This is a genomic window from Mucilaginibacter celer, assembly GCF_003576455.2.
Lineage (GTDB): Bacteria > Bacteroidota > Bacteroidia > Sphingobacteriales > Sphingobacteriaceae > Mucilaginibacter > Mucilaginibacter celer.
Map to the genome: position 1 here is coordinate 1,671,349 of NZ_CP032869.1, position 19,653 is coordinate 1,691,001.

General features: G+C 44.1%; 17 protein-coding genes. 10 read left to right on the forward strand and 7 right to left on the reverse strand.

The genetic code is table 11. The features are described 5' to 3' along the window. Positions 1-14: 14 nt before the first annotated feature. Complete coding sequence (locus HYN43_RS06615; RefSeq protein ID WP_119408693.1) at positions 15-359, forward strand: phosphoribosylpyrophosphate synthetase; 345 nt, start codon at positions 15-17, stop codon at positions 357-359. Positions 360-457: 98 nt separating this feature from the next. On the opposite strand, the gene HYN43_RS06620 is transcribed toward HYN43_RS06615, so the two are convergent. After that, positions 458-1,012, reverse strand: coding sequence for a hypothetical protein (locus HYN43_RS06620; protein ID WP_162996343.1), 555 nt, complete (start codon positions 1,010-1,012; stop codon positions 458-460). A 129-nt stretch (positions 1,013-1,141) separates the two neighbouring features. Here HYN43_RS06620 and HYN43_RS06625 point away from each other — a divergent pair, with 129 nt between their 5' ends. From HYN43_RS06625 to HYN43_RS06640, 4 genes are all read left to right on the forward strand, one after another. After that, complete coding sequence (locus tag HYN43_RS06625) at positions 1,142-2,380, forward strand: M16 family metallopeptidase (RefSeq protein WP_119408695.1); 1,239 nt, start codon at positions 1,142-1,144, stop codon at positions 2,378-2,380. Between the two features lie 108 nt (positions 2,381-2,488). Further along, on the forward strand, positions 2,489-3,766 hold the full coding sequence (locus HYN43_RS06630; protein WP_119408696.1) for a M16 family metallopeptidase: 1,278 nt from the start codon (positions 2,489-2,491) through the stop codon (positions 3,764-3,766). A 184-nt stretch (positions 3,767-3,950) separates the two neighbouring features. Then, positions 3,951-5,423 carry an IMP dehydrogenase gene (gene guaB / locus HYN43_RS06635; RefSeq protein WP_119408697.1) on the forward strand — a complete coding sequence of 491 codons (1,473 nt, stop codon included), beginning with the start codon at positions 3,951-3,953 and terminating at the stop codon, positions 5,421-5,423. 106 nt (positions 5,424-5,529) lie between these two features. Then, positions 5,530-6,114 (forward strand): LOG family protein, encoded by a 585-nt coding sequence (locus HYN43_RS06640; protein ID WP_119408698.1) that lies wholly within the window; start codon positions 5,530-5,532, stop codon positions 6,112-6,114. A 68-nt stretch (positions 6,115-6,182) separates the two neighbouring features. On the opposite strand, the gene HYN43_RS06645 is transcribed toward HYN43_RS06640, so the two are convergent. Further along, on the reverse strand, positions 6,183-6,503 hold the full coding sequence (locus tag HYN43_RS06645; protein WP_119408699.1) for a cupin domain-containing protein: 321 nt from the start codon (positions 6,501-6,503) through the stop codon (positions 6,183-6,185). A 200-nt stretch (positions 6,504-6,703) separates the two neighbouring features. On the opposite strand from HYN43_RS06645, the gene HYN43_RS06650 reads away from it, so the two are divergent. Further along, the gene (locus HYN43_RS06650; protein ID WP_119408700.1) at positions 6,704-8,332 is read left to right on the forward strand and encodes an acyl-CoA carboxylase subunit beta; all 1,629 of its coding nucleotides are present in this window, start codon (positions 6,704-6,706) and stop codon (positions 8,330-8,332) included. 174 nt (positions 8,333-8,506) lie between these two features. Here the strand turns inward: HYN43_RS06650 and HYN43_RS06655 are convergent, their stop codons facing one another. The 5 genes from HYN43_RS06655 to HYN43_RS06675 all read right to left on the reverse strand — a co-directional run bounded on the left by HYN43_RS06655 (position 8,507) and on the right by HYN43_RS06675 (position 14,793). Beyond that, entirely contained in the window at positions 8,507-9,262 is a 756-nt protein-coding gene (locus tag HYN43_RS06655) for a PliI family lysozyme inhibitor of I-type lysozyme (RefSeq protein ID WP_119408701.1), read from the reverse strand. A gap of 21 nt (positions 9,263-9,283) precedes the next feature. Then, a complete protein-coding gene (locus tag HYN43_RS06660; RefSeq protein ID WP_119408702.1) occupies positions 9,284-11,587 on the reverse strand; it encodes a family 20 glycosylhydrolase in 2,304 nt (767 codons plus the stop codon). A gap of 375 nt (positions 11,588-11,962) precedes the next feature. Further along, positions 11,963-12,919 carry a thioredoxin-disulfide reductase gene (gene trxB / locus HYN43_RS06665; RefSeq protein WP_119409287.1) on the reverse strand — a complete coding sequence of 319 codons (957 nt, stop codon included), beginning with the start codon at positions 12,917-12,919 and terminating at the stop codon, positions 11,963-11,965. A 73-nt stretch (positions 12,920-12,992) separates the two neighbouring features. Next, on the reverse strand, positions 12,993-14,168 hold the full coding sequence (locus tag HYN43_RS06670; RefSeq protein ID WP_119408703.1) for a dipeptidase: 1,176 nt from the start codon (positions 14,166-14,168) through the stop codon (positions 12,993-12,995). A 175-nt stretch (positions 14,169-14,343) separates the two neighbouring features. After that, positions 14,344-14,793 (reverse strand): DUF3592 domain-containing protein, encoded by a 450-nt coding sequence (locus HYN43_RS06675; RefSeq protein WP_119408704.1) that lies wholly within the window; start codon positions 14,791-14,793, stop codon positions 14,344-14,346. Positions 14,794-14,960: 167 nt separating this feature from the next. Here HYN43_RS06675 and HYN43_RS06680 point away from each other — a divergent pair, with 167 nt between their 5' ends. Genes HYN43_RS06680 through HYN43_RS06695 form a run of 4 tightly spaced genes read left to right on the forward strand, consistent with a single transcriptional unit; the run spans position 14,961 to position 19,562 of the window. After that, entirely contained in the window at positions 14,961-17,009 is a 2,049-nt protein-coding gene (locus tag HYN43_RS06680) for a BatA domain-containing protein (RefSeq protein ID WP_119408705.1), read from the forward strand. A 32-nt stretch (positions 17,010-17,041) separates the two neighbouring features. Next, positions 17,042-18,292: a dihydroorotase gene (locus HYN43_RS06685; RefSeq protein ID WP_119408706.1), complete on the forward strand. Its 1,251-nt coding sequence runs from the start codon at positions 17,042-17,044 to the stop codon at positions 18,290-18,292. 8 nt (positions 18,293-18,300) lie between these two features. Then, a complete protein-coding gene (locus tag HYN43_RS06690; RefSeq protein ID WP_119408707.1) occupies positions 18,301-18,969 on the forward strand; it encodes a hypothetical protein in 669 nt (222 codons plus the stop codon). A gap of 5 nt (positions 18,970-18,974) precedes the next feature. Continuing rightward, a complete protein-coding gene (locus HYN43_RS06695) occupies positions 18,975-19,562 on the forward strand; it encodes a DUF4199 domain-containing protein (protein WP_119408708.1) in 588 nt (195 codons plus the stop codon). Positions 19,563-19,653: the final 91 nt, after the last annotated feature.

Here is a 19,653-nt window from a genome sequence, read left to right on the forward strand (position 1 = left end):
AAGCAAACATCACCATGAAAAATTATGAAACCTTAGTGGATTGCACTAACGACCTCCTGAAAAGGGGATATACAGAAAATTTAAGCCTTGATGGCGATACGATAAACGATAATGATAAAAATATTCAGATGACTGCTGACGACTTTGAAATAGATGAATTTTATCGTTTTGAAGGTCCCAGCAACCCTTCGGATATGTCTATCGTGTACGCCGTGTCATCAGATAAGTATAAGCTGAAAGGGGTTTTAGTAAACGCCTACGGTACCTATGCCGATGACAGCTCATCTGCCCTGGCTGCCAAGCTGCACCACGGCCAGGTAAGCCATAACCTGCACGGCGAAGACAGGCCTACGGCATAGCATAAGCCGGAAGGTGTGAGTATAAAGTTCTAAGTTAAAAGTCGGTAACAAATATCGCGGTAGGGACAGCCGGAATATTTGTTGCCGGCTTTTGGCTTTTATGAGCTTAATTCCTTCATCATTTTTCGCCCTGCAGTTTGTATAGCCGCCGTACCGTTACGCATTAAAAATTGTAGCTGAGCGGGTAATTCATCTGTTATCCAGGGGTATCGTTGCCTTAAATTGAGCAAAGCCCAACCTGCAAATACTTTAACCGCTATTTTAACTTTGGGGTTTATCATCCAATCAAAAAGCTGTTCAACAACAGGTTCAAGATCAAGGCTGTTTAGCTTTTGTTTTACCGGGGATGTATCTTTTTCCTCCGTGGCATGCATTAGTATTTTGGCGTAATGCCGTTGGCAGCCAGGGTTGGTAACCTCCGGGAAGCGTAAAATTAAATAGTCAAGGTTATCAGTAAAAACATCGGCATCCTTCAAAAACATATTTTCAAGTAGCCATGCGGCACGGAAGGCAAGGGGCTTATCCGGATGAAAGGTGATGTCGATCAGATCGCGCAGGTTGAACTGCTGCTCGGTTAAAATACGGCCGAGTTCAAGCACCTTAAGCTTGCCAATGGTGTTCGCTATTTTTTGTATAAGCTCGTCGTCGGTCATTTTAGGTAGCTTAAAAGTAAAAAAAACAGATTGGCTTATAGTAAAACGCCCGTTCATTTTTATAGGGCACATTCATTGTCGGCAAAAGTTATACATTTGCTATCCGTATTCATAATATTTAGAAGATACATGGTTAAATTCAACCGATTTACACTGGATAATGGCCTCCGGGTTATTGTTCATGAAGATAATACAACCCCTATGGCCGTGCTTAACATTCTGTATGATGTTGGCGCGCGCGACGAAGATCCTGAACAAACCGGCTTTGCCCATCTGTTCGAACACCTGATGTTTGGCGGATCAGTAAATATCCCCGTTTATGACGAGCCCTTGCAAAGGGTAGGGGGCGAAAACAACGCCTTTACCAGTAACGATATCACCAACTACTATATCACCCTGCCGGCTGCTAATATCGAAACCGCCTTTTGGCTGGAAAGCGACCGCATGCTCAGCCTCGCCTTTAGCGAAAAAAGCCTCGAGGTGCAGCGCAACGTAGTAATTGAAGAGTTTAAACAGCGCTACTTAAATCAGCCTTACGGCGATGTTTGGTTAAAGCTGCGCCCACTGGTTTATAAAAAGCATCCTTACCGCTGGGCCACCATCGGCAAAACCATTAAACATATCGAGGACGCGCAGATTGAAGATGTTAAAGCTTTCTTCAAAAAACATTACAACCCTCAAAATGCCATTATGGTTGTTGGGGGCAATGTAACCACTGCGCAGGTAGAAGAACTTGCCGAAAAATGGTTTGGCAGCATCCCGGCAGGCGAAAAATATACCCGTAACCTACCGCAGGAGCCGGAGCAAACCGAGGCCCGCCGTGAAACCGTGACCGCCAAAGTGCCGCTTAATGACGTGTACATCGCGTTCCAGATGGGGGCGAGACTTGACACGGATTATTATGCCGCTGAGATCGTTTCGGATGTATTGTCACGCGGTAATTCATCGCGCCTGTACAAGGCCCTGGTTAAAGAAAAACAAATCTTCAGCGAAGTGCATGCCTACATTACAGGCAGCCTTGATAAAGGCATGTTTGTGCTTGAAGGTAAACCACTGGAAGGTATCAGCATTGAACAGGCCGAAGCTGCCCTGTGGGAACAGGTTGAAAAACTAAAAGCTGAAGAGATCCCGGCCGACGAGTTGACCAAAGTTCAAAACAAAACCGAATCGACCATGATATTTGCCGAAATGTCGTTACTGGATAAAGCCATGAACCTGGCCCAGTACGAACTGCTTGGCGATGCCGATATGTTAAACGAGGAAACATCAAAATACCTGGGTGTAACTGCCGGACAGGTTAAAGCACAGGCTCAGAAACTGTTCAGGAAAGAAAATTCATCAACGCTGATTTATTTGGCAGAAAAGTAAATCGTCTGAATCAGAATTTACAGAATTTGAGAATTAGCAGAATAACGCATTTTAATTCTGAAAATTTTAAAATTCTGTAAATTCTGATTCGGACAAATTGTTATTAATATGATCAACAGAAAATTAGCTCCCGAATCGAGGGCTATCGAAAATATAAAACTCATCCACCCTGAGCATACCAAGCTTGGTAATGGCTGCAACCTGTTTTGCTTTAACTCGGGCGACCAGGAACTGGTGCGTATCGAATGGATTTTTGGCAACCTCACTTTTGATCCTGCCAAACCGCTGTTAAATATGGCGGTTAATACGATGCTTTCAGATGGTACAACATCGTTATCTGCATCTGAAATTGCTGATAAAATTGATTTTTACGGCGCGTTTTTGCAGGTTGATTACGGCTATGAAAACTCGCAGGTTACGTTGTATACTTTGAATAAGCATCTGCATAACACCTTGCCTGTAATTGCTGATATCCTTAACAATTCCATCTTCCCGCAAAAAGAACTGGAAACTTTTAAGCGTAACCAGCAGCAAAAGCTACAGGTTAGCGTGCAAAAAAATGATATTCTGGCACGCCGTGCTTTTAACCGGGCCGTATACGGTGCCACAATTTTTGGCTACGCCGCCGAAATGGCCGATTATCAAACCCTGCACCGCGATGATATGCTGGCCCATTACAAGCAAATGTACCAGCCGGCAAACTGTACCATCATTATTTCTGGTAAGATTGAACCGCAAACGCTTAGCTTGATAACCGATACTTTTGGCGATAGATGGGCAAATACCTCAGCGCAGGCTACAACCGGGCAAACAGCGTTTAAACCGGCACCAGAGTTGTTTTATTTTACCGAGCGACCGGATGCGCTACAATCGGCCATCAGAATTGGTATGCCTACAATTAACCGTAAGCATGAAGATTTTCAGTCGTTACAGGTTTTAAATACTGTTTTAGGTGGTTATTTTGGTTCGAGGCTAATGGCTAATATCCGCGAGGATAAAGGCTATACTTATGGCATAGGTTCGGGCCTGGCATCATTTAAACAAGGCGGTGCGTTCTTTTTAGCAACCGAAGTTGGTGCCGATGTGTGTAAAGCTGCCGTTGGCGAAATTGAAAAGGAAATAAACCTGCTTAAAACCGAACTGGTGCCCGAAGATGAACTATCATTAGTGCGCAACTATATGCTCGGCTCGACCTTGGGCAGCCTGGAAAATATTTTTTCGCATACTGATAAATTCAAAACCATCCATTTTGCCGGTTTGGATTATGATTATTATGATCGGTATACGGATACAGTGAAAAATATCACTTCGGAGAAATTGATAAAATTAGCCAACACTTACTTTAACTTCGATCAGTTTTATAAAGTGATTGTAGGAAAATATTAGCCCCACCCAACCCTCCCCGGAAGGGAGGGCTAAAATAAAAGTCTCCCCAACCGGGGGAGATTTAGAGGGGCTGGCAATTATCATCTCAAGGCAATTTTAAATAAATTCGAAATTCAAATTCTAAACTTCGAAATATTTTATTACCTTTGCCCGGCAAATAATAACTCCAAAATAATTATTTGCTATGCAGTTAGACCCATCAAAATTTGTTGCCGAAGGATTAACTTACGACGACGTTTTACTACTCCCGGCTTATTCAGAAGTTTTACCTCGCGAAGTAAACACCAGCACGTACTTAACTAAAAGCATCCGTTTAAACATCCCGATCCTTTCGGCTGCTATGGATACTGTTACCGAAGCTGAATTGGCTATAGCTATCGCGCAGGCGGGCGGTATAGGCATATTGCACAAAAACATGACCATCCAGGCCCAGGCCGACGAGGTACGTAAGGTAAAACGCTCGGAAAGCGGCATGATCCAGGATCCGGTTACTTTACGCGAAGACGCTTTACTGGCTGATGCTTTTCAATTGATGAAAGAGTTTAGCATTGGCGGTATCCCGGTTGTAGATGCAGAGTTAAACCTGAAAGGTATTATCACCAATCGCGATCTTCGCTTTCAGAAAGATATGACAGTACCGGTTAGCGAAGTGATGACCAAAACCAACCTGATCACAGCGCCTGAAGGTACTACACTAAGTGATGCTGCCAACATCCTGCAAAGCAATAAAATTGAGAAACTACCTGTTGTAAATAATGATGGGAAACTGGTAGGCCTCATTACCTATAAAGACATCCAGAAAGTTAAAAACTTCCCTAACGCCTGTAAAGACGAGTTTGGTCGTTTACGCGTTGGTGCCGCTGTTGGTGTAGCTGCAGATAATATTGACCGTGTTACAGCCCTTGTAAACGCCGGTGTAGATGTTGTTACTGTTGATACTGCTCACGGACACTCAAAAGGGGTTATTGATATGGTTAAAGCCGTTAAAAAACTTTATCCAAATCTGCAGGTAATTGCCGGTAATATAGCAACCGGCGATGCTGCTATAGCCCTTGCCGATGCCGGTGCCGATGCTGTTAAAGTTGGTATTGGTCCGGGTTCAATTTGTACTACTCGTATTATTGCCGGTGTAGGTGTACCGCAGTTATATGCTGTTTACGAGTGCGCTAAAGCCCTTGAAGGCCGCGGTATCCCGGTTATTGCCGATGGTGGTATTAAACAAACCGGCGATATTGTTAAAGCAATTGCTGCGGGTGCAAGTTCTATCATGGCAGGCTCGCTGTTTGCCGGTGTTGAAGAATCACCGGGCGAAACTATTATCTACGAAGGCCGTAAATTTAAATCGTACCGTGGTATGGGCTCGGTAGAGGCTATGGCTAAAGGTTCGAAAGATCGCTATTTTCAGGATGAAACCGATGTGGTAACCAAACTGGTACCCGAAGGTATAGTTGGCCGAGTACCATTTAAAGGCAGCATGGCCGAAGTAATTTTCCAATACATTGGTGGTTTACGGGCCGGTATGCACTACTGCGGTGCCGCCAATATCGAAGATTTGCAGAAAGCCAAATTTGTACGTATCACCGCTGCCGGTATGCGCGAAAGCCACCCGCACGATATTACCATTACTAAAGAAGCGCCGAATTATACAAGTCGCTAAGTAGTGATTAGAGGTTAGAGATTGGAGGTTGGGTGAAAAGCTTAATCTTCAATCTTTAACCTCTTTTTTCTTCTTAATCTCTAACCTCCAACCACTAATCTCTAAAATGAAATCCATCTGCATATTCTGCGGTGCCAACTATAACGGCGACCCTATACTACAACAAGCTATTGATCAACTGGCCGAAGTAATGGTGAGCCGCAATATAAGCCTGGTATACGGCGGCGGAAAAGTTGGTGTAATGGGTTTAATTGCCGATGCAGTTTTAAGCAGGGGCGGAAAAGCCATCGGTGTTATTCCTCAGTTTTTGATGGATAAAGAAGTTGGCCACACCGGCTTAACCGAATTGCATATTGTTGAAAACATGCACCAGCGCAAACAAATGATGAACGATCTGAGCGACGGGGTAATCACCCTGCCCGGTGGTTTAGGCACCCTCGAAGAGTTTTTTGAGGTGTTAACCTGGCTGCAGTTAGGCTTACATAATCACCCGGTAGGTTTGCTCAATGTTAATGGCTTTTACGATTTGCTGCTGCAGCAAATGGATGTAATGGTTGCACAACGCTTTATGAAAAAAGTAAACCGCGATCTGATCATCACCTCGGCGGATGCCATTGAATTGTTAAACCTGATGGATAATTTTAAACCCACCCGCGAAGAGGTTTGGTTTAAAGATAAAAGCCTTACGTAGCGAAAAGGGGGTTGCAGCTTTAAATACCACGCAAAAAAACTGCCCACTGCCCACTAAAAACTGCCCACTTATTTTTCCCCTCCTTTAGGGCCGTAAAAAATGGCCCAGGTGGCAAAATCTTCTGTAAAGTTTTCAAAGCGGTGCTCAGCATTGGCCGGTACAAGAATAACATCGCCCTGCTGAAAACTGATCCTGCTATCGTTTAGTATAAAGTCGCCGCTGCCATTAATAATTACATAAAGTTCATCCTGGTCGTGCGGGGTTTGAGGGTCGATATTGATCGGTTTATAGATCTCGACTGACATGCTGCCGTGTTCAATTACTTTTACAAACAGTTCGGTTTCTTTATCGCTTAAATTTTGAAGGGCTTTAATTACAGATGACTTCATAGGGTTATAGTAACGACTAATAAACAGTTTGAGTATCAAAGGCTATTATAAATAAAATGTTTTAAAGACAGTTGCTGATCTTAATTCCTGGTGGTTTTAATTGTTGATGCTCAAACTTTTTGTGTTAAAATAAAAAGAGGTAGTAATTTATTTTCCTCACAGGAAATTCTCTAAATTACCTGCACTATCTAAAACCAGTTATGAATATCGAATTTAATAAAAATGAAGATATTAATAAGCAGCTTGTTTATGAACTGAACACCCGGCTTAATAAAATATACCAGGGCGGAGGCGAAAAGGCCGCAGCCAAACAAAAGGAAAAAGGCAAAATGCTGGCCCGCGAACGGGTGGCATATCTAATTGATAAAGATAAACCCTGGCTTGAAATAGGCGCTTTTACAGCCGATGGCATGTATGCCGATCATGGCGGTTGCCCGTCGGGAGGTGTAATTTGCGGTATTGGCTATATAGTGGGCAGACAATGCGTAGTTGTGGCCAATGATGCTACTGTAAAAGCAGGTGCCTGGTTCCCGATAACCGCAAAAAAAAACCTCCGTGCTCAGGAGATAGCTATCGAAAACCGTTTGCCCATCATTTACCTGGTTGATTCGGCGGGCGTTTATCTGCCTTTGCAGGACGAGATTTTTCCCGATAAAGAACATTTTGGCCGCATATTTCGCAATAATGCTATCATGAGCAGTATGGGTATTGTGCAGATTGCAGCCATCATGGGTTCGTGCGTGGCTGGTGGTGCTTATTTACCTATTATGAGTGATGAAGCTATGATAGTAGAGGGCACGGGTTCGGTGTTCCTGGCAGGATCATACCTGGTAAAATCAGCCATTGGCGAGGATGTGGATAATGAAACCCTGGGCGGCGCCACCACGCATTGCGAAATCTCGGGCGTTACCGATTATAAGCAACCTAACGACCAGGCCGCGTTGGATTCGATCCGTAATATCATGAGCATGACCGGCGACTATACCAAAGCCGGATTCGACAGGATAGCACCCGCAGCTCCGAAACTAAATGAAAAAGAGATTTACGGCGTTTTACCCGACAACCGTGAAAAGGCTTATGATATGATGGAGATTATTTCACGCCTGCTGGATAATTCGGAGTTTGAACCCTATAAAGATGGATACGGGCAATCAATAATTTGCGGTCTCGGCCGCATTGATGGCTGGGCCGTAGGCATTGTAGCCAATCAGCGTAAAGTAATCAAATCAAAAAAAGGCGAAATGCAGTTTGGCGGCGTAATCTATTCCGATTCGGCCGATAAGGCCACTCGTTTTATCATGAACTGTAACCAAAAAAAGATCCCGCTGGTGTTTTTGCAGGATGTTACCGGCTTTATGGTAGGTAGCAGATCGGAACAGGGCGGTATTATTAAAGATGGCGCTAAAATGGTGAACGCGGTAGCCAACTCGGTAGTGCCCAAGTTTACCATAGTGGTAGGCAATAGCTACGGCGCGGGTAATTACGCCATGTGCGGCAAAGCTTATGATCCGAGGCTGATTTACGCCTGGCCATCGGCAAAAATAGCGGTAATGGGAGGGGGGCAGGCTGCTAAAACGCTGCTGCAAATCCAATCGGCGGGTTTGAAAGCTAAGGGCGAGGAAGTTGATAAAGCCAAAGAGGATGAGTTACTGAAGCAAATAACCGATAAATATAACGCCCAAACAACGCCGTACTATGCTGCTGCAAGGCTTTGGGTGGATGGTATTATTGATCCGCTCGAAACACGTAAAGTAATATCGATGGGGATTGAGGCAGCTAATCACGCACCTATCGAAAAGGCGTTTAATGTAGGGGTGATACAGACTTAGTTAGTGATTAGAGATTGGAGGTTAGAGATTAGTGTTTTGCCACTCCAACAATCTGCCGCGGGTTTAACGTAGCGTAACCCGTGGTATAAAATCACTTGAGTTTTCAACTCAAGTGATCTACAGAAAAACTTACGAAGTTTTTAAAACTTCGTAAGTTTAAACCAACAAGGCTTTTTATCCCCTATGCCGCTTATGTTTTTTCTTCGATGACGAAGAAGACGAAGAACTTTTCTTTTCAGATTTACTATTATCTGATGATTTCTTTTCCTCTGTTTTTGCCGGTTTATTATCATCAGCTTTAGAAGTGGTTGCGGTCGAATCTTTACTTAGCTGTTTAACGGTAAACTCGTTCCCGCGCAAGCCATACTCAAACTGCCGTTTAGCGCCTGATGGTTTGGCATCCTTACCGCTGCCATCATATATCGGGAACTCGCGCATCAGCTTGCCATCCCTGATGTAAAAGTTATCGCCCCCTCTATAGCCCTTACGCTGCGAGCTGCTTAGCTTCGGAAAATCAAGTTTGTTGGCTTTACTGTCGTTAAACTCAAATGCAGCTACCGACACATAATTCACGGTATCTTTTGATTTGGTTTGCACCAGGATCTCAGGGTTGCCATCGGCATCCATATCCGAGTTATATACATCAACAATAGCACCGTTTAAATCGCCGGTGGTGGTGGTATATTTTATCCCTGCCGAATCAGAGTGGAGGATCATAAACGCACCTGCTTCTTCCGATCCTCGTCCCCAGCTTAATATATCATAACTCTGGCCTGGTGATACTTCAATCAGCTTATGGTACCTGAAGGGAGCCATCAGTTCCGGCTTTTTAGGAGCCGTAGGTACTGTGGCCTGTTTTTTTTCCGGGCTGCCGCATCCTGCCGTTATCGCGCTTATCGCAAGCGCAAAAAGGTAAAACCTGTTGTTCATTTTTATCAAATATAAATCGGCTTAGTTAAATAATGTATCGGGTGTTAATTCGGCTTTGGTTTTTCCGGGCGCAGTGATAAATACTTTCAAAGTGTTTTGCCCGCTACCCTGGTCAAAATATTTTACGGTTATTTTGTGGTAGCCTTTTAGTAATGGCGCGGCACCCATTTGTTCGTTCATGGTATGTTTGCCATCGTTATCAACAACCGGCTGGTCATCTATCAATAATACCGAACCTCCGGCAGATGATGTAGAAAAGCCGTAGCTTCCATCGGCATCAACATTAATATAACCGGTGTATATCACACCATATTTGCCTTTGCTTTTACGCAAATCGGCAGTGTTGAATGTTTTGGTAACACCACTATCAGATGGCATAACACCAAGCTGCCCCGTGCTGGTAAATAAGCCAGGGTACACAACATATTTAACACCGGCTGCCGAACCTGAATAACTAACGGCAGGCATAGGCGCTTTATTATAAACCAGGGTGCGTGTAACATTACTGCGTTTGCCCGATGGTGTGATTACTATAGTTTGCAATTCACGATATTGATCGGCAGGGATTTGTAAATTTAATGGGATGGTATAGGTAAGATCAGTTTCGCGAGGCGTGTAACCGTCTATAGTGTAATAAACTTTAGCGCCCTCTACCGATGGTTTCAATACGGCATTCAAGGTGCTGCCTATCATAACGGTGTCCTTCGCGCCAATGGCGGTCGGCACGTGATAATCCAATCCTTCCTTATCTAACCATGCTAAATGGCCCGGCAGGCGGGTATCAGCAAAATCGCTATAGTTTTTATTGGCCAATGGCGACCAGGCAACTTCTGATAATGCTAACAAACGCGGCAGCAACATAAATTGCACTTTGGCATCAGTAGCAATATACTCTGTCCACAAATTGGCTTGTACACCTTTAATGTATTTTTGCTGTTCTGGCGATAATACCGATGGGGTAGGATCGTAGCTGTAAATTTTTGATAATGGCTCGTTGCCGCCAATGCTTAAAGGTTCCTGGCTGGGTTTGCCCTGGCCGTGATCGATATACAAACCGTGGCTCCCCGGGGTCATGATCACATCATGCTTTTGCTGGGCAGCGGCTATGCCGCCTTCTTCGCCACGCCAGCTCATAACAGTTGCGTTAGGGGCTAAACCACCTTCTAAAATTTCATCCCAGCCAATAATGCTGCGGCCTTTCGAGTTTAGGAATTTTTCTATTCGTTGTATAAAATAGCTCTGCAGGGCATGTTCATCTTTTAGTTTTAATTTTTTGATGAGCTGCTGGCAGTAGGCCGAACTTTTCCAGGCATCTTTAGGTGCCTCATCGCCGCCGATGTGGATATATTTACTTGGGAAAAGTTCCATTACTTCAGTTAGTACGTCCTGTAAAAAGGCAAACGTTTTTTCGTTAGGGCAGTAAATGTCTTTAAATACTCCCCAGGTTTCGGCCGGTTGATAAGTTTTTGACGGGTCGCAGCTTAGCTCCGGGTAAGCCGCCAAAGCAGCCTGTGAGTGGCCTGGCATTTCAATTTCGGGCACAATGGTAATAAATCTGTCTGATGCATATTTTACCACTTCGCGAATCTGATCCTGCGTATAAAAACCGCCGTAAGGTGTGCCATCAAACTGCTGTGGCGTACGGTCGCGGTAGCCGCCAATCAGGGTTTGGGCGCGCATGCTGCTGATCTGGGTTAACTTCGGATATTTTTTTATTTCGATGCGCCAACCCTGGTCTTCAGTAAGGTGCCAGTGAAAGGTATTCAGCTTATAAGCAGCCAGCAGATCGATATATTTTTTTACCATCTCTACCCCAAAAAAGTGCCTGCCAACATCAAGCATGGCACCGCGGTAACCAAAACGCGGATAATCTTCAATTTGTACACATGGCAGTTTAATAGTAGCGGCATGCTCAAGCGGCATTAATTGCAGCAGGGTTTGTACGCCATAAAATAAGCCAGAACCTTTGCCTGCAATAGTAACCTGTTGTGGGGTAATGGTTAAGCGATAACCTTCGGCAGGTAAGCCATCGGTTCCGGCAGAAGTTAAAGTAACTACATTGCTTGTTACATTAGCTTTAACCGCAACCTGCTTGTTGTAAGCCTGATTATTAGCCAGGTAATCTTTAAAAAACAATACTGCCTTGTTTGATGGCGTATCGGCCTGGATGGTTGTTTCCTGGCTCAAAACAAATTCGCCGGGAGCTTTTTTTAACGAAACCGGAGCTGGGATAATGCCCATATTCGGATCGGTGTTTTGCGCCTTAACCGTAGTTAAACCTACCGCAAGCAATGCCAGCAGCACTAAAGAGGATTTTTTTAACATAATTATCAATCAGGTTAGTACAGGCCCGTAAGATAAAAGATTTTAAAATTATATAAGAAGTTTGACCGTTGATTTTTATGATTTCGTTGATTTCGCTGATTTTTTGTCTGAACTCGAATTTGAGCGAATTAAAGAATTAGCAGAATGCTGAGCAAATTCCAAAAATTCTAATAATTCCCCAAAATTCGAGTTCAGACAAATATCCCTACAATCCCTTAATCCCATAAATCACGGTTCAGAAAAATCAGCGAAATCAACGTAATCATCCCTCATCAACGGTTCAGAAACAAAAAAGGCGATGATCACTCATCGCCTTTTTATATTATTGAAAAGGATAGAAACTAATCTCTAACCTCCAACCTCTAATCACTCAACTCAAGCCGTTACAACATGCTCTTTACCTGCTAAATAACGTTCAGCATCAATCGCTGCCATACAGCCGGTGCCTGCAGCGGTTACCGCCTGGCGGTAAATATGGTCCTGTGCATCGCCGGCGCAAAATACGCCTTCAACATTGGTTTCTGTCGATCCGGGGCGGGTAATGATATAGCCTGTTTCGTCCATATGTAACCAGCCTTTAAAAATATCGGTGTTTGGATGGTGACCGATAGCTACGAAGAAGCCGGTAACATCCAGATCGGTTTCGGTATTGGTTGCGTTGTTAATTACCTTAACACCGGTAACGCTTTGGCCGTCGCCTAAAATCTCTTTTGTCTCCGTATTGTAAAGTACCTCAATGTTTGGGGTATTCAACACGCGGTGAACCATTGCTTTTGAAGCACGGAACTCATCACGACGCACAATCATGTAAACTTTGCGGGCAAGTTTGGCAAGGTAGGTGGCCTCTTCGGCAGCGGTATCGCCGGCACCAACAATGGCTACATCCTGGCCTTTAAAAAAGAAGCCATCGCATACAGCGCAGGCCGATACGCCAAAGCCGCTGTATTTTTGTTCAGATTCAAGGCCAAGCCATTTTGCCGATGCGCCGGTTGAAATAATAACAGTATCGGCAGTGATGGTTTTTACATCATCAACCACTACTTTATGTGGAAGGCTTGTAAAATCAACCGCGCTTACGTAACCAAAACGGATATCGGTACCAAGGCGTTCGGCTTGTTTGCGGAAATCTTCCATCATTTCCGGTCCCATAATACCGGTAGGGTAGCCCGGAAAGTTTTCAACTTCGGTAGTTTGGGTAAGTTGCCCGCCGGCCAATAATCCGGTGTACATAACCGGTTTCAAATCAGCGCGTGAGGCATATATAGCGGCAGTGTAACCCGCCGGGCCCGACCCAATGATCAGGCATTTTACGTGTTCTGTTTCTTGAGACATTTTATTATAAATGAGCTGCGAATTTACGTTTTTGGGCCCGAAAAGCAAAGCCCCGATAGTCAACATAGTGACATCATTTACCGGCATTGGCAGCGAGCACCCGCATCACATTGCCACCCAATATTTTATCTATATCCTTTTGTGAATATCCTAATTTTAATAGCTCTCCGGTTACCTTGGGGTAATCGGCCACACTGTCCAGCCCGAGTGGATATGATTCTGCACCGTCAAAGTCCGAACCTATGCCTACATAATCAACACCAATCAATTTTACAATATAGTCAATATGTTTAATAAGCAGGCTCAGCGGTGGCCTGATCTTGTCTGATTCGGCCTTGTAAATAGCATTTAGCCTGATATTGGCCAGATCACCGTGATGATAAACTTTTATTAACGAGTCAAGCTCGGCCTGATGCCTGTGCAAAAATCGCATTACCCCGGGGGTATAAACGCTATCAACAAAACCGCTATAAAAATTTATGCAAACCACGCCACCATTTTTGGCCAGCGCCTTTAATTGTTCATCCTTTAAATTGCGGCGGTTAGGATCAAGGCTGTAAGCGCAGCTGTGCGAGGCTATTACCGGTTTGGTTGTAGTAGCAAGTACATCATAAAACGTGCGTTCGCCTACGTGCGATACATCAACCATTACGCCTAAATCATTAAGATGTTTCACTATCTGCCTGCCGTAATCAGTTAGCCCTAAATGTTTCAGGCTATCTTTTTTAGTCACTTCATCGCGGGCAGATGTAGCCCAGCTGGTGCTGTTGTTCCAGGTAAGAGTAAGGTAACGCATACCCCGTTTGGCCAGGCTGTCAATATAATCCATCCGGTCTTCAACCATGTGGCCGCCTTCTACGCCTATCAGCGCAGCTAATTTTTTATCGGCCACGGCTTTTTTTAGTTCTTTAGTATTCCGTACAAGTGTAATTTTATCCGGGTTGCGTTTGATGAGTGCATAAAGCGAATCAATTTCGCGGTTAGCAAAGGCAAAGGCTGTGCCCTTGCCATAATTTTCACCACACCATATGGAGAAGATCTGCGCATCTAAACCACCCTCCTTAGCACGTAAAAGATCAAAATTGCCTTCGCTCTGTGGTTTGCCCAGATCAACCCCTGTAATTAACTCGTTCGAAATAACATCATTATGCGTATCAATTAAAATAGCTTTTTGATGGATTAACTGCGCGTTTTGAGCATTCAGTTTCATTGCGAGCATCAGAAGAAAAAGGAATAATGATTTTTTCATTTCGGAAGATAACTAATCCTGACCGTTGATTCTTTATTTTTTGGGATTACGCCGATTGATTTTTGATTACACCGATTTTGACCGTTGGTAATATTTTGATTTCGGATTTCGGATGTTCGATTTAGGATTTTTTTGGTGAGAATTAGGGCAGGATTTCTCATTTCCCGAACTCGCGTTAAATAGTAATGTAGCGAATGATTGCTCCTCCAATTAACACTATGCCCAATATCAGTACTCCCCACGGAACAATTTTGGATAGTTTATCATTAAGTATAAATGTGGATGGTTTTTCAGGATCGTAAAAAACAGTTACACTTTCGCCTTCGGTAAATGCGCTTGGATTGCTGCCTAAAGTATGCTTTTTGGTGATCCACTCGCCGGTATTGGTTACATATCTTATCACTGGGTAGTATTGGCCGCCGTTACCGCGGGAATATGGCTCATATTCGATACTGAATACTGTACCTTCAACTTTAATCCCCGTTTTTAAAAGTCGCAGCCTTCTGTCGCGAAGTATAGCACCCATTATTGTCACCGCTGCGCCTATTACACCCGTTATTAAGGCTGAAATTGCAGGGTCGGCAGGTGTTTTGGAAGTTGTGAAGAGTAAAATAGCTGTGATCATGGTTGGGTCAACTAAATATTTTTGTTTCTGATTTGCCCTTGGCAGGAGGCCAAATATATTTATTAAACCGTATTTTAAGCAAGGCTTATTTCTGCTTTGGTTAAAGCACGGGTGCTATTTAATAAAAATTATTCACCACATTTGTAATCAGCACATACCTGTAAAATATGTATTTTTTATATCCGGCTTTTTTGTTTGCAATGTTTAGCCTGGCTATTCCTGTGGTAATCCATCTGTTTAATTTTCGCAAATACAAAAAGGTTTACTTCAGCAATGTGCAGTTTTTAAAGGAAGTGCAGGAACAACAGGCTTCGCGTCGTAACCTGAAAGAGCGGTTGATATTGGCAGCCAGGTTGCTGGCACTTACTTTTTTGGTACTGGCCTTTGCGCGGCCTTACATCCCCGGAGCACAAAATGCTAACCTTGGTAAGCAGCAGGTTATCAGTGTTTTTGTTGATAATTCATACTCTATGCAGGCGCTTAACCGCGAGGGTTCATTACTGGATGGAGCCAAAAGCCGAGCCAAGGAAATAGCATCGGCCTATAATATTAACGACAGGTTTCAATTGCTCACCCAGGATTTTGAAGGTAAACATCAACGCCTGCTTAACCGCGACGAATTTAACGACGCGGTGGATGCCGTGAAGATCAGTCCGCAAAGCCGCAGCTTGCAGCAGGTGGTTGGCCGGCAGCAAAGTTTGCTGGAAAGCCAGCCTGGTGCTTCAAAATCAATATTTATCATCTCTGATTTTCAAAAGAGCAACAATAACAAGCAGGTAAAGGTTGATAGTAGCATAGCGGTGAGTTTGGTGCAGCTTAAATCCGGCAGTTTGCCAAATGTAGCGGTAGATTCGGCCTGGTTGCTCAGCGCCGTGCACCGCCCCGGCGAAAGTGAAAAGCTGGTGGTAAGGTTGCACAACTATGCCGGCCAGCGTGCCGAAAAAATACCGCTCGGGGTTTTAATTAATGGTTCGCAAAAGGCTTTGGGCAGTTTCAGTATTGATGCCCGTGCGGTGCAAAACGATACTTTGGCATTTTCAGGTTTACAGGCAGGTTGGCAGAGGGGCGAGATCAGGTTGCAGGATAACCCGGTTACGTTTGATAACCAGTTTTATTTCAGCTTTAATGTAAAACAACAATTGCCCGTGTTGCTGCTTGACGGAGGTACAGCCAATCGGTACCTCAAAGCGGTTTTTGGCTCCGATGCATTTTTTGCCGCTCAGCGCGCTACAGATGGCTCTGTTGACTACGCGGCTTTAAACACTTATCCTTTGGTGGTTATCAGCGATGTTAAAAGCATAACCACCGGTTTGGGGCAGCAATTAAAAAATTATGTAAGCAAAGGCGGTTCGCTGGTGGTTTTTCCTGCAGCCGATGCCGATTTGGCAAATTACCGTTCATTTTTGCAATCGCTTAATGCGGGGTTCCCTGAAAAACTGGTAACTGCGGATGTAAAAGTTACAGCCATCAACAGGCAAAGCGAGGTGTTTAAAAACGTGTTCGAAAGCTTTCCGCAAAATCCGGATCTGCCGGTAGCAAAAAAGTATTATCACCTAAGTAAAGGTGCCGGAGGGGCCGAAAACCTGATGAGCCTTGCAACCGGCGAGCCTTTTTGGGGTGCATACAAAAATGGCAGAGGGAAGGTATACCTTGCTTCGGTACCACTTAACGAGGATTTCAGCAACTTGCCCCGGCATGCACTGTTTGTGCCGGTATTATTCAGGATGGCGTTACTGAGTGGTCATGATCAGCCTTTATTTTATACCCTTGGTGCCGATGAATCTGTAGAGATACCGCCTGTGCAAACCACCGAAAAACAATTGCTCAAGCTATCAAAAAATAATCAAACTATAATCCCCGATGTACGGCAGCAGGAGGGGAGTACCACCCTATATATATCCGATCAGTTACGCGAAACTGGGATTTATGCTTTGAAGAGACAGGACAGCACGCTGGCTGCGCTCGCGTTTAACGATAACCGGGCAGAATCAGACATGAGTTATTTTACGGCGGCCGACCTTGAGAAGCTGGTGCCCAATGCAAAGCCTTTGTTAACAGCAGGTAACGGATCATTAAAGAGCATTATAGCCGAATCAAATTTTGGCACACAATTATGGAAACTTTGTATAATTTTGGCCCTGATCTGCCTGCTTGCAGAAATATTGCTGATCAGGTTTTATAAGCCTGAAAAACAGGTTGTTGCTCAGGTTAGTTAGATCATTAAAAATCTATACATAAAGCGGTGCTAATGAATTTGCTTATCAAATCTGCCACTATTCTTGATCCCGGATCATCCTTTCATCAACAAGTTGCCGATATTTTAATTGAAGATGGTGTTATAACCCGCATTGCGGATGTTATTGATGCCGATGCCGAAGTGGTTGATGCCGAAGGCAAATATGTATCGCCCGGCTTTTTCGATTTGAACTGTAATATTGGCGAACTTGGCCTGGAAACTAAAGAAGACCTGGCTTCCGGTACAGCGGCAGCCGCAGCCGGTGGTTACACAGGTGTGGCGCTGATGCCCAACACGCAGCCACCGGTGCACTCAAAAGCCGAAGTTGAATACCTGCGTAACCGCGCAAAAGGAAATTTAGTCGATGTTTATCCTTTGGGTACCATATCGCAAAAGCGCGAGGGTAAAGACCTTGCCGAAATGTATGATATGTACCAAAGCGGCGCCAAAGCCTTTACCGACGGAAGCCGCCCTGTACAGGATGCCGGTTTAATGGAACGCGCCTTATTATACGCCCAGGGCTTTGATGCTCTGGTGATTTCCTACCCGGAGGATACTGCCATTGCAGGTAAGGCAAAGGTAAACGAGGGTGAGATCAGCACATTGCTGGGCATGAAAGGCATCCCGTCATTAGCCGAAGAACTGATGGTAGCCCGGGATCTTTACCTGGCCGAGTATACCGTTTCGAGGATCCACTTCACCACCATATCAACATCCCGTTCTGTCGATCTGATCCGTGAGGCAAAACGCAAGGGAATAGAGGTAACCTGCGATGTTGCAGCCCATCATTTGGTACTTACTGATGAGGCGCTTTTAGGCTTCGATAGTTTATATAAGGTAAAACCGCCCCTGCGTACTGCCGATGATGTTACCGCTTTATTAAAAGGTTTGAAGGACGGCACCATTGATGCCATCGTATCGCAACATACCCCGCACGAAATTGAATTTAAGGATGTGGAGTTCGAAGTTGCCGAATATGGTGTGATTGGCTTACAGACAACTTTGGCGCTCGCATTAAAAGCGGGCTTGCCGGTTGAGTTGATAGTAGAGAAACTGGCCATCAATCCGCGTGAAATTTTAGGGGTTGAAGTGCCGGTAATTGCCGAAGGCGAAACTGCTAATCTTGTACTTTTTGATACCACAGCAGAGTGGGAGTACAATGCCGCTGCTAATCGGTCAAAATCGGTTAACTCGCCTTTTATGAGGCAAACACTTAAAGGAAAGGTGCTGCTCACCTACAATAACAAACAAATATCTAAATAACATAACCTATGATCGATCCAAAAATTGAAAATGCCTTTATAGCTGCACTTGAGGCTTTCTCCAAATACAACAGCTTTGATGCTACTGAGCTAACCGACGAGTTTGCCGATGTTTTTGCATCCGACGAGGATTTTTTAAGCAAGGTAGATTTACTTGACGAAGTGTTTGATGAAAACCCGCAGATAGAAGGCCTTCGTGAAGTGTTTTTTGATTTGCTGATGATCAACTTTTTCAGCGCCGATGTCAAAAAGCTGGAAGAAGACTACCTGGATACGCCCGAATGGGAAAGTATTGAGGAGGAAACGCTTGATCGTGGTACCGAACTGCTTAACCTGCTGCTATACCTTAACGAGTGCGAGGACGAAGATATAGAACCCGAACTGGAAGACTATTTAAAGGAGTTTTTACTTGTTGATGAGGATGAGTTTCAGGATGAGTACCGCATTTATGAGCCGATAATAGCCAACCAGATTTTGATGGAAAGTCCGGTAGCCGAGATTGCTAAAGTAGCGAAAGGTTTGCCTGCCGATTCGGAGTTGAAAGAGTTGTTTTACCCTGTAATGTGCTTTTTCCAGAACATCGACCCAAGCGATGACGAGATTAAAGAGGTAGCCGCCAATTCTGATAATCAGGAATTTGATATAGCGGTATTACAAATTTTAGTGAATTTTCAATAACCTTAATGAGCGCAGAATTAGATAAAACTATAAAAATACAGGGACTTATCAGGGGCCTGATATTAGGTGCGGTGTTAACGGCGGTAAGCATCATTTATTTTTATTTTATGGTAAATATGGCAAAATCGGCTGTTTCAATAACAGTTGGTTCAATGCTGTTTACTTACGTATTGCCAATAGTTATTGCTGCGTTGCTATGCGTTAACCTGCGTACAAAAATTGGTGGCTTCTGGACAATGAGGCAAGCCGGAACCGGCATCTTCATTATGTTTTTTGTATCCTATTTAATTATGTTTATTGTAAGGGATCAGCTTTTTGCAAAGGTTATTGAGCCTGATATGGTTCAAAAAACCGAAACCGCTATGATAAATGCCTTAAATAGTTTAAAAGACAGTACCACAAAACCCGAAGAGAAAAAGCAGGCCGATATCAAGATTGCCGAAATGAAAAAAACATTTGAAGCAGGCAGAACAATCACCATAGGGCAACAAATTCAATCGTTAGGCGTCAGCATTATATTTTTATTTGTTTTATCCATCATTTTTGCGGCTTTTTTTAAGCGGGAACCATTAAGCGCTGCTCCTGGCAATTAAACCCCGTTCAGATAAATTATAACAAACAGGCTTTTCATTCGGAGGGCCTGTTTGTTTTATATGGCGATAATATCCGCTTAAATAAAACTTT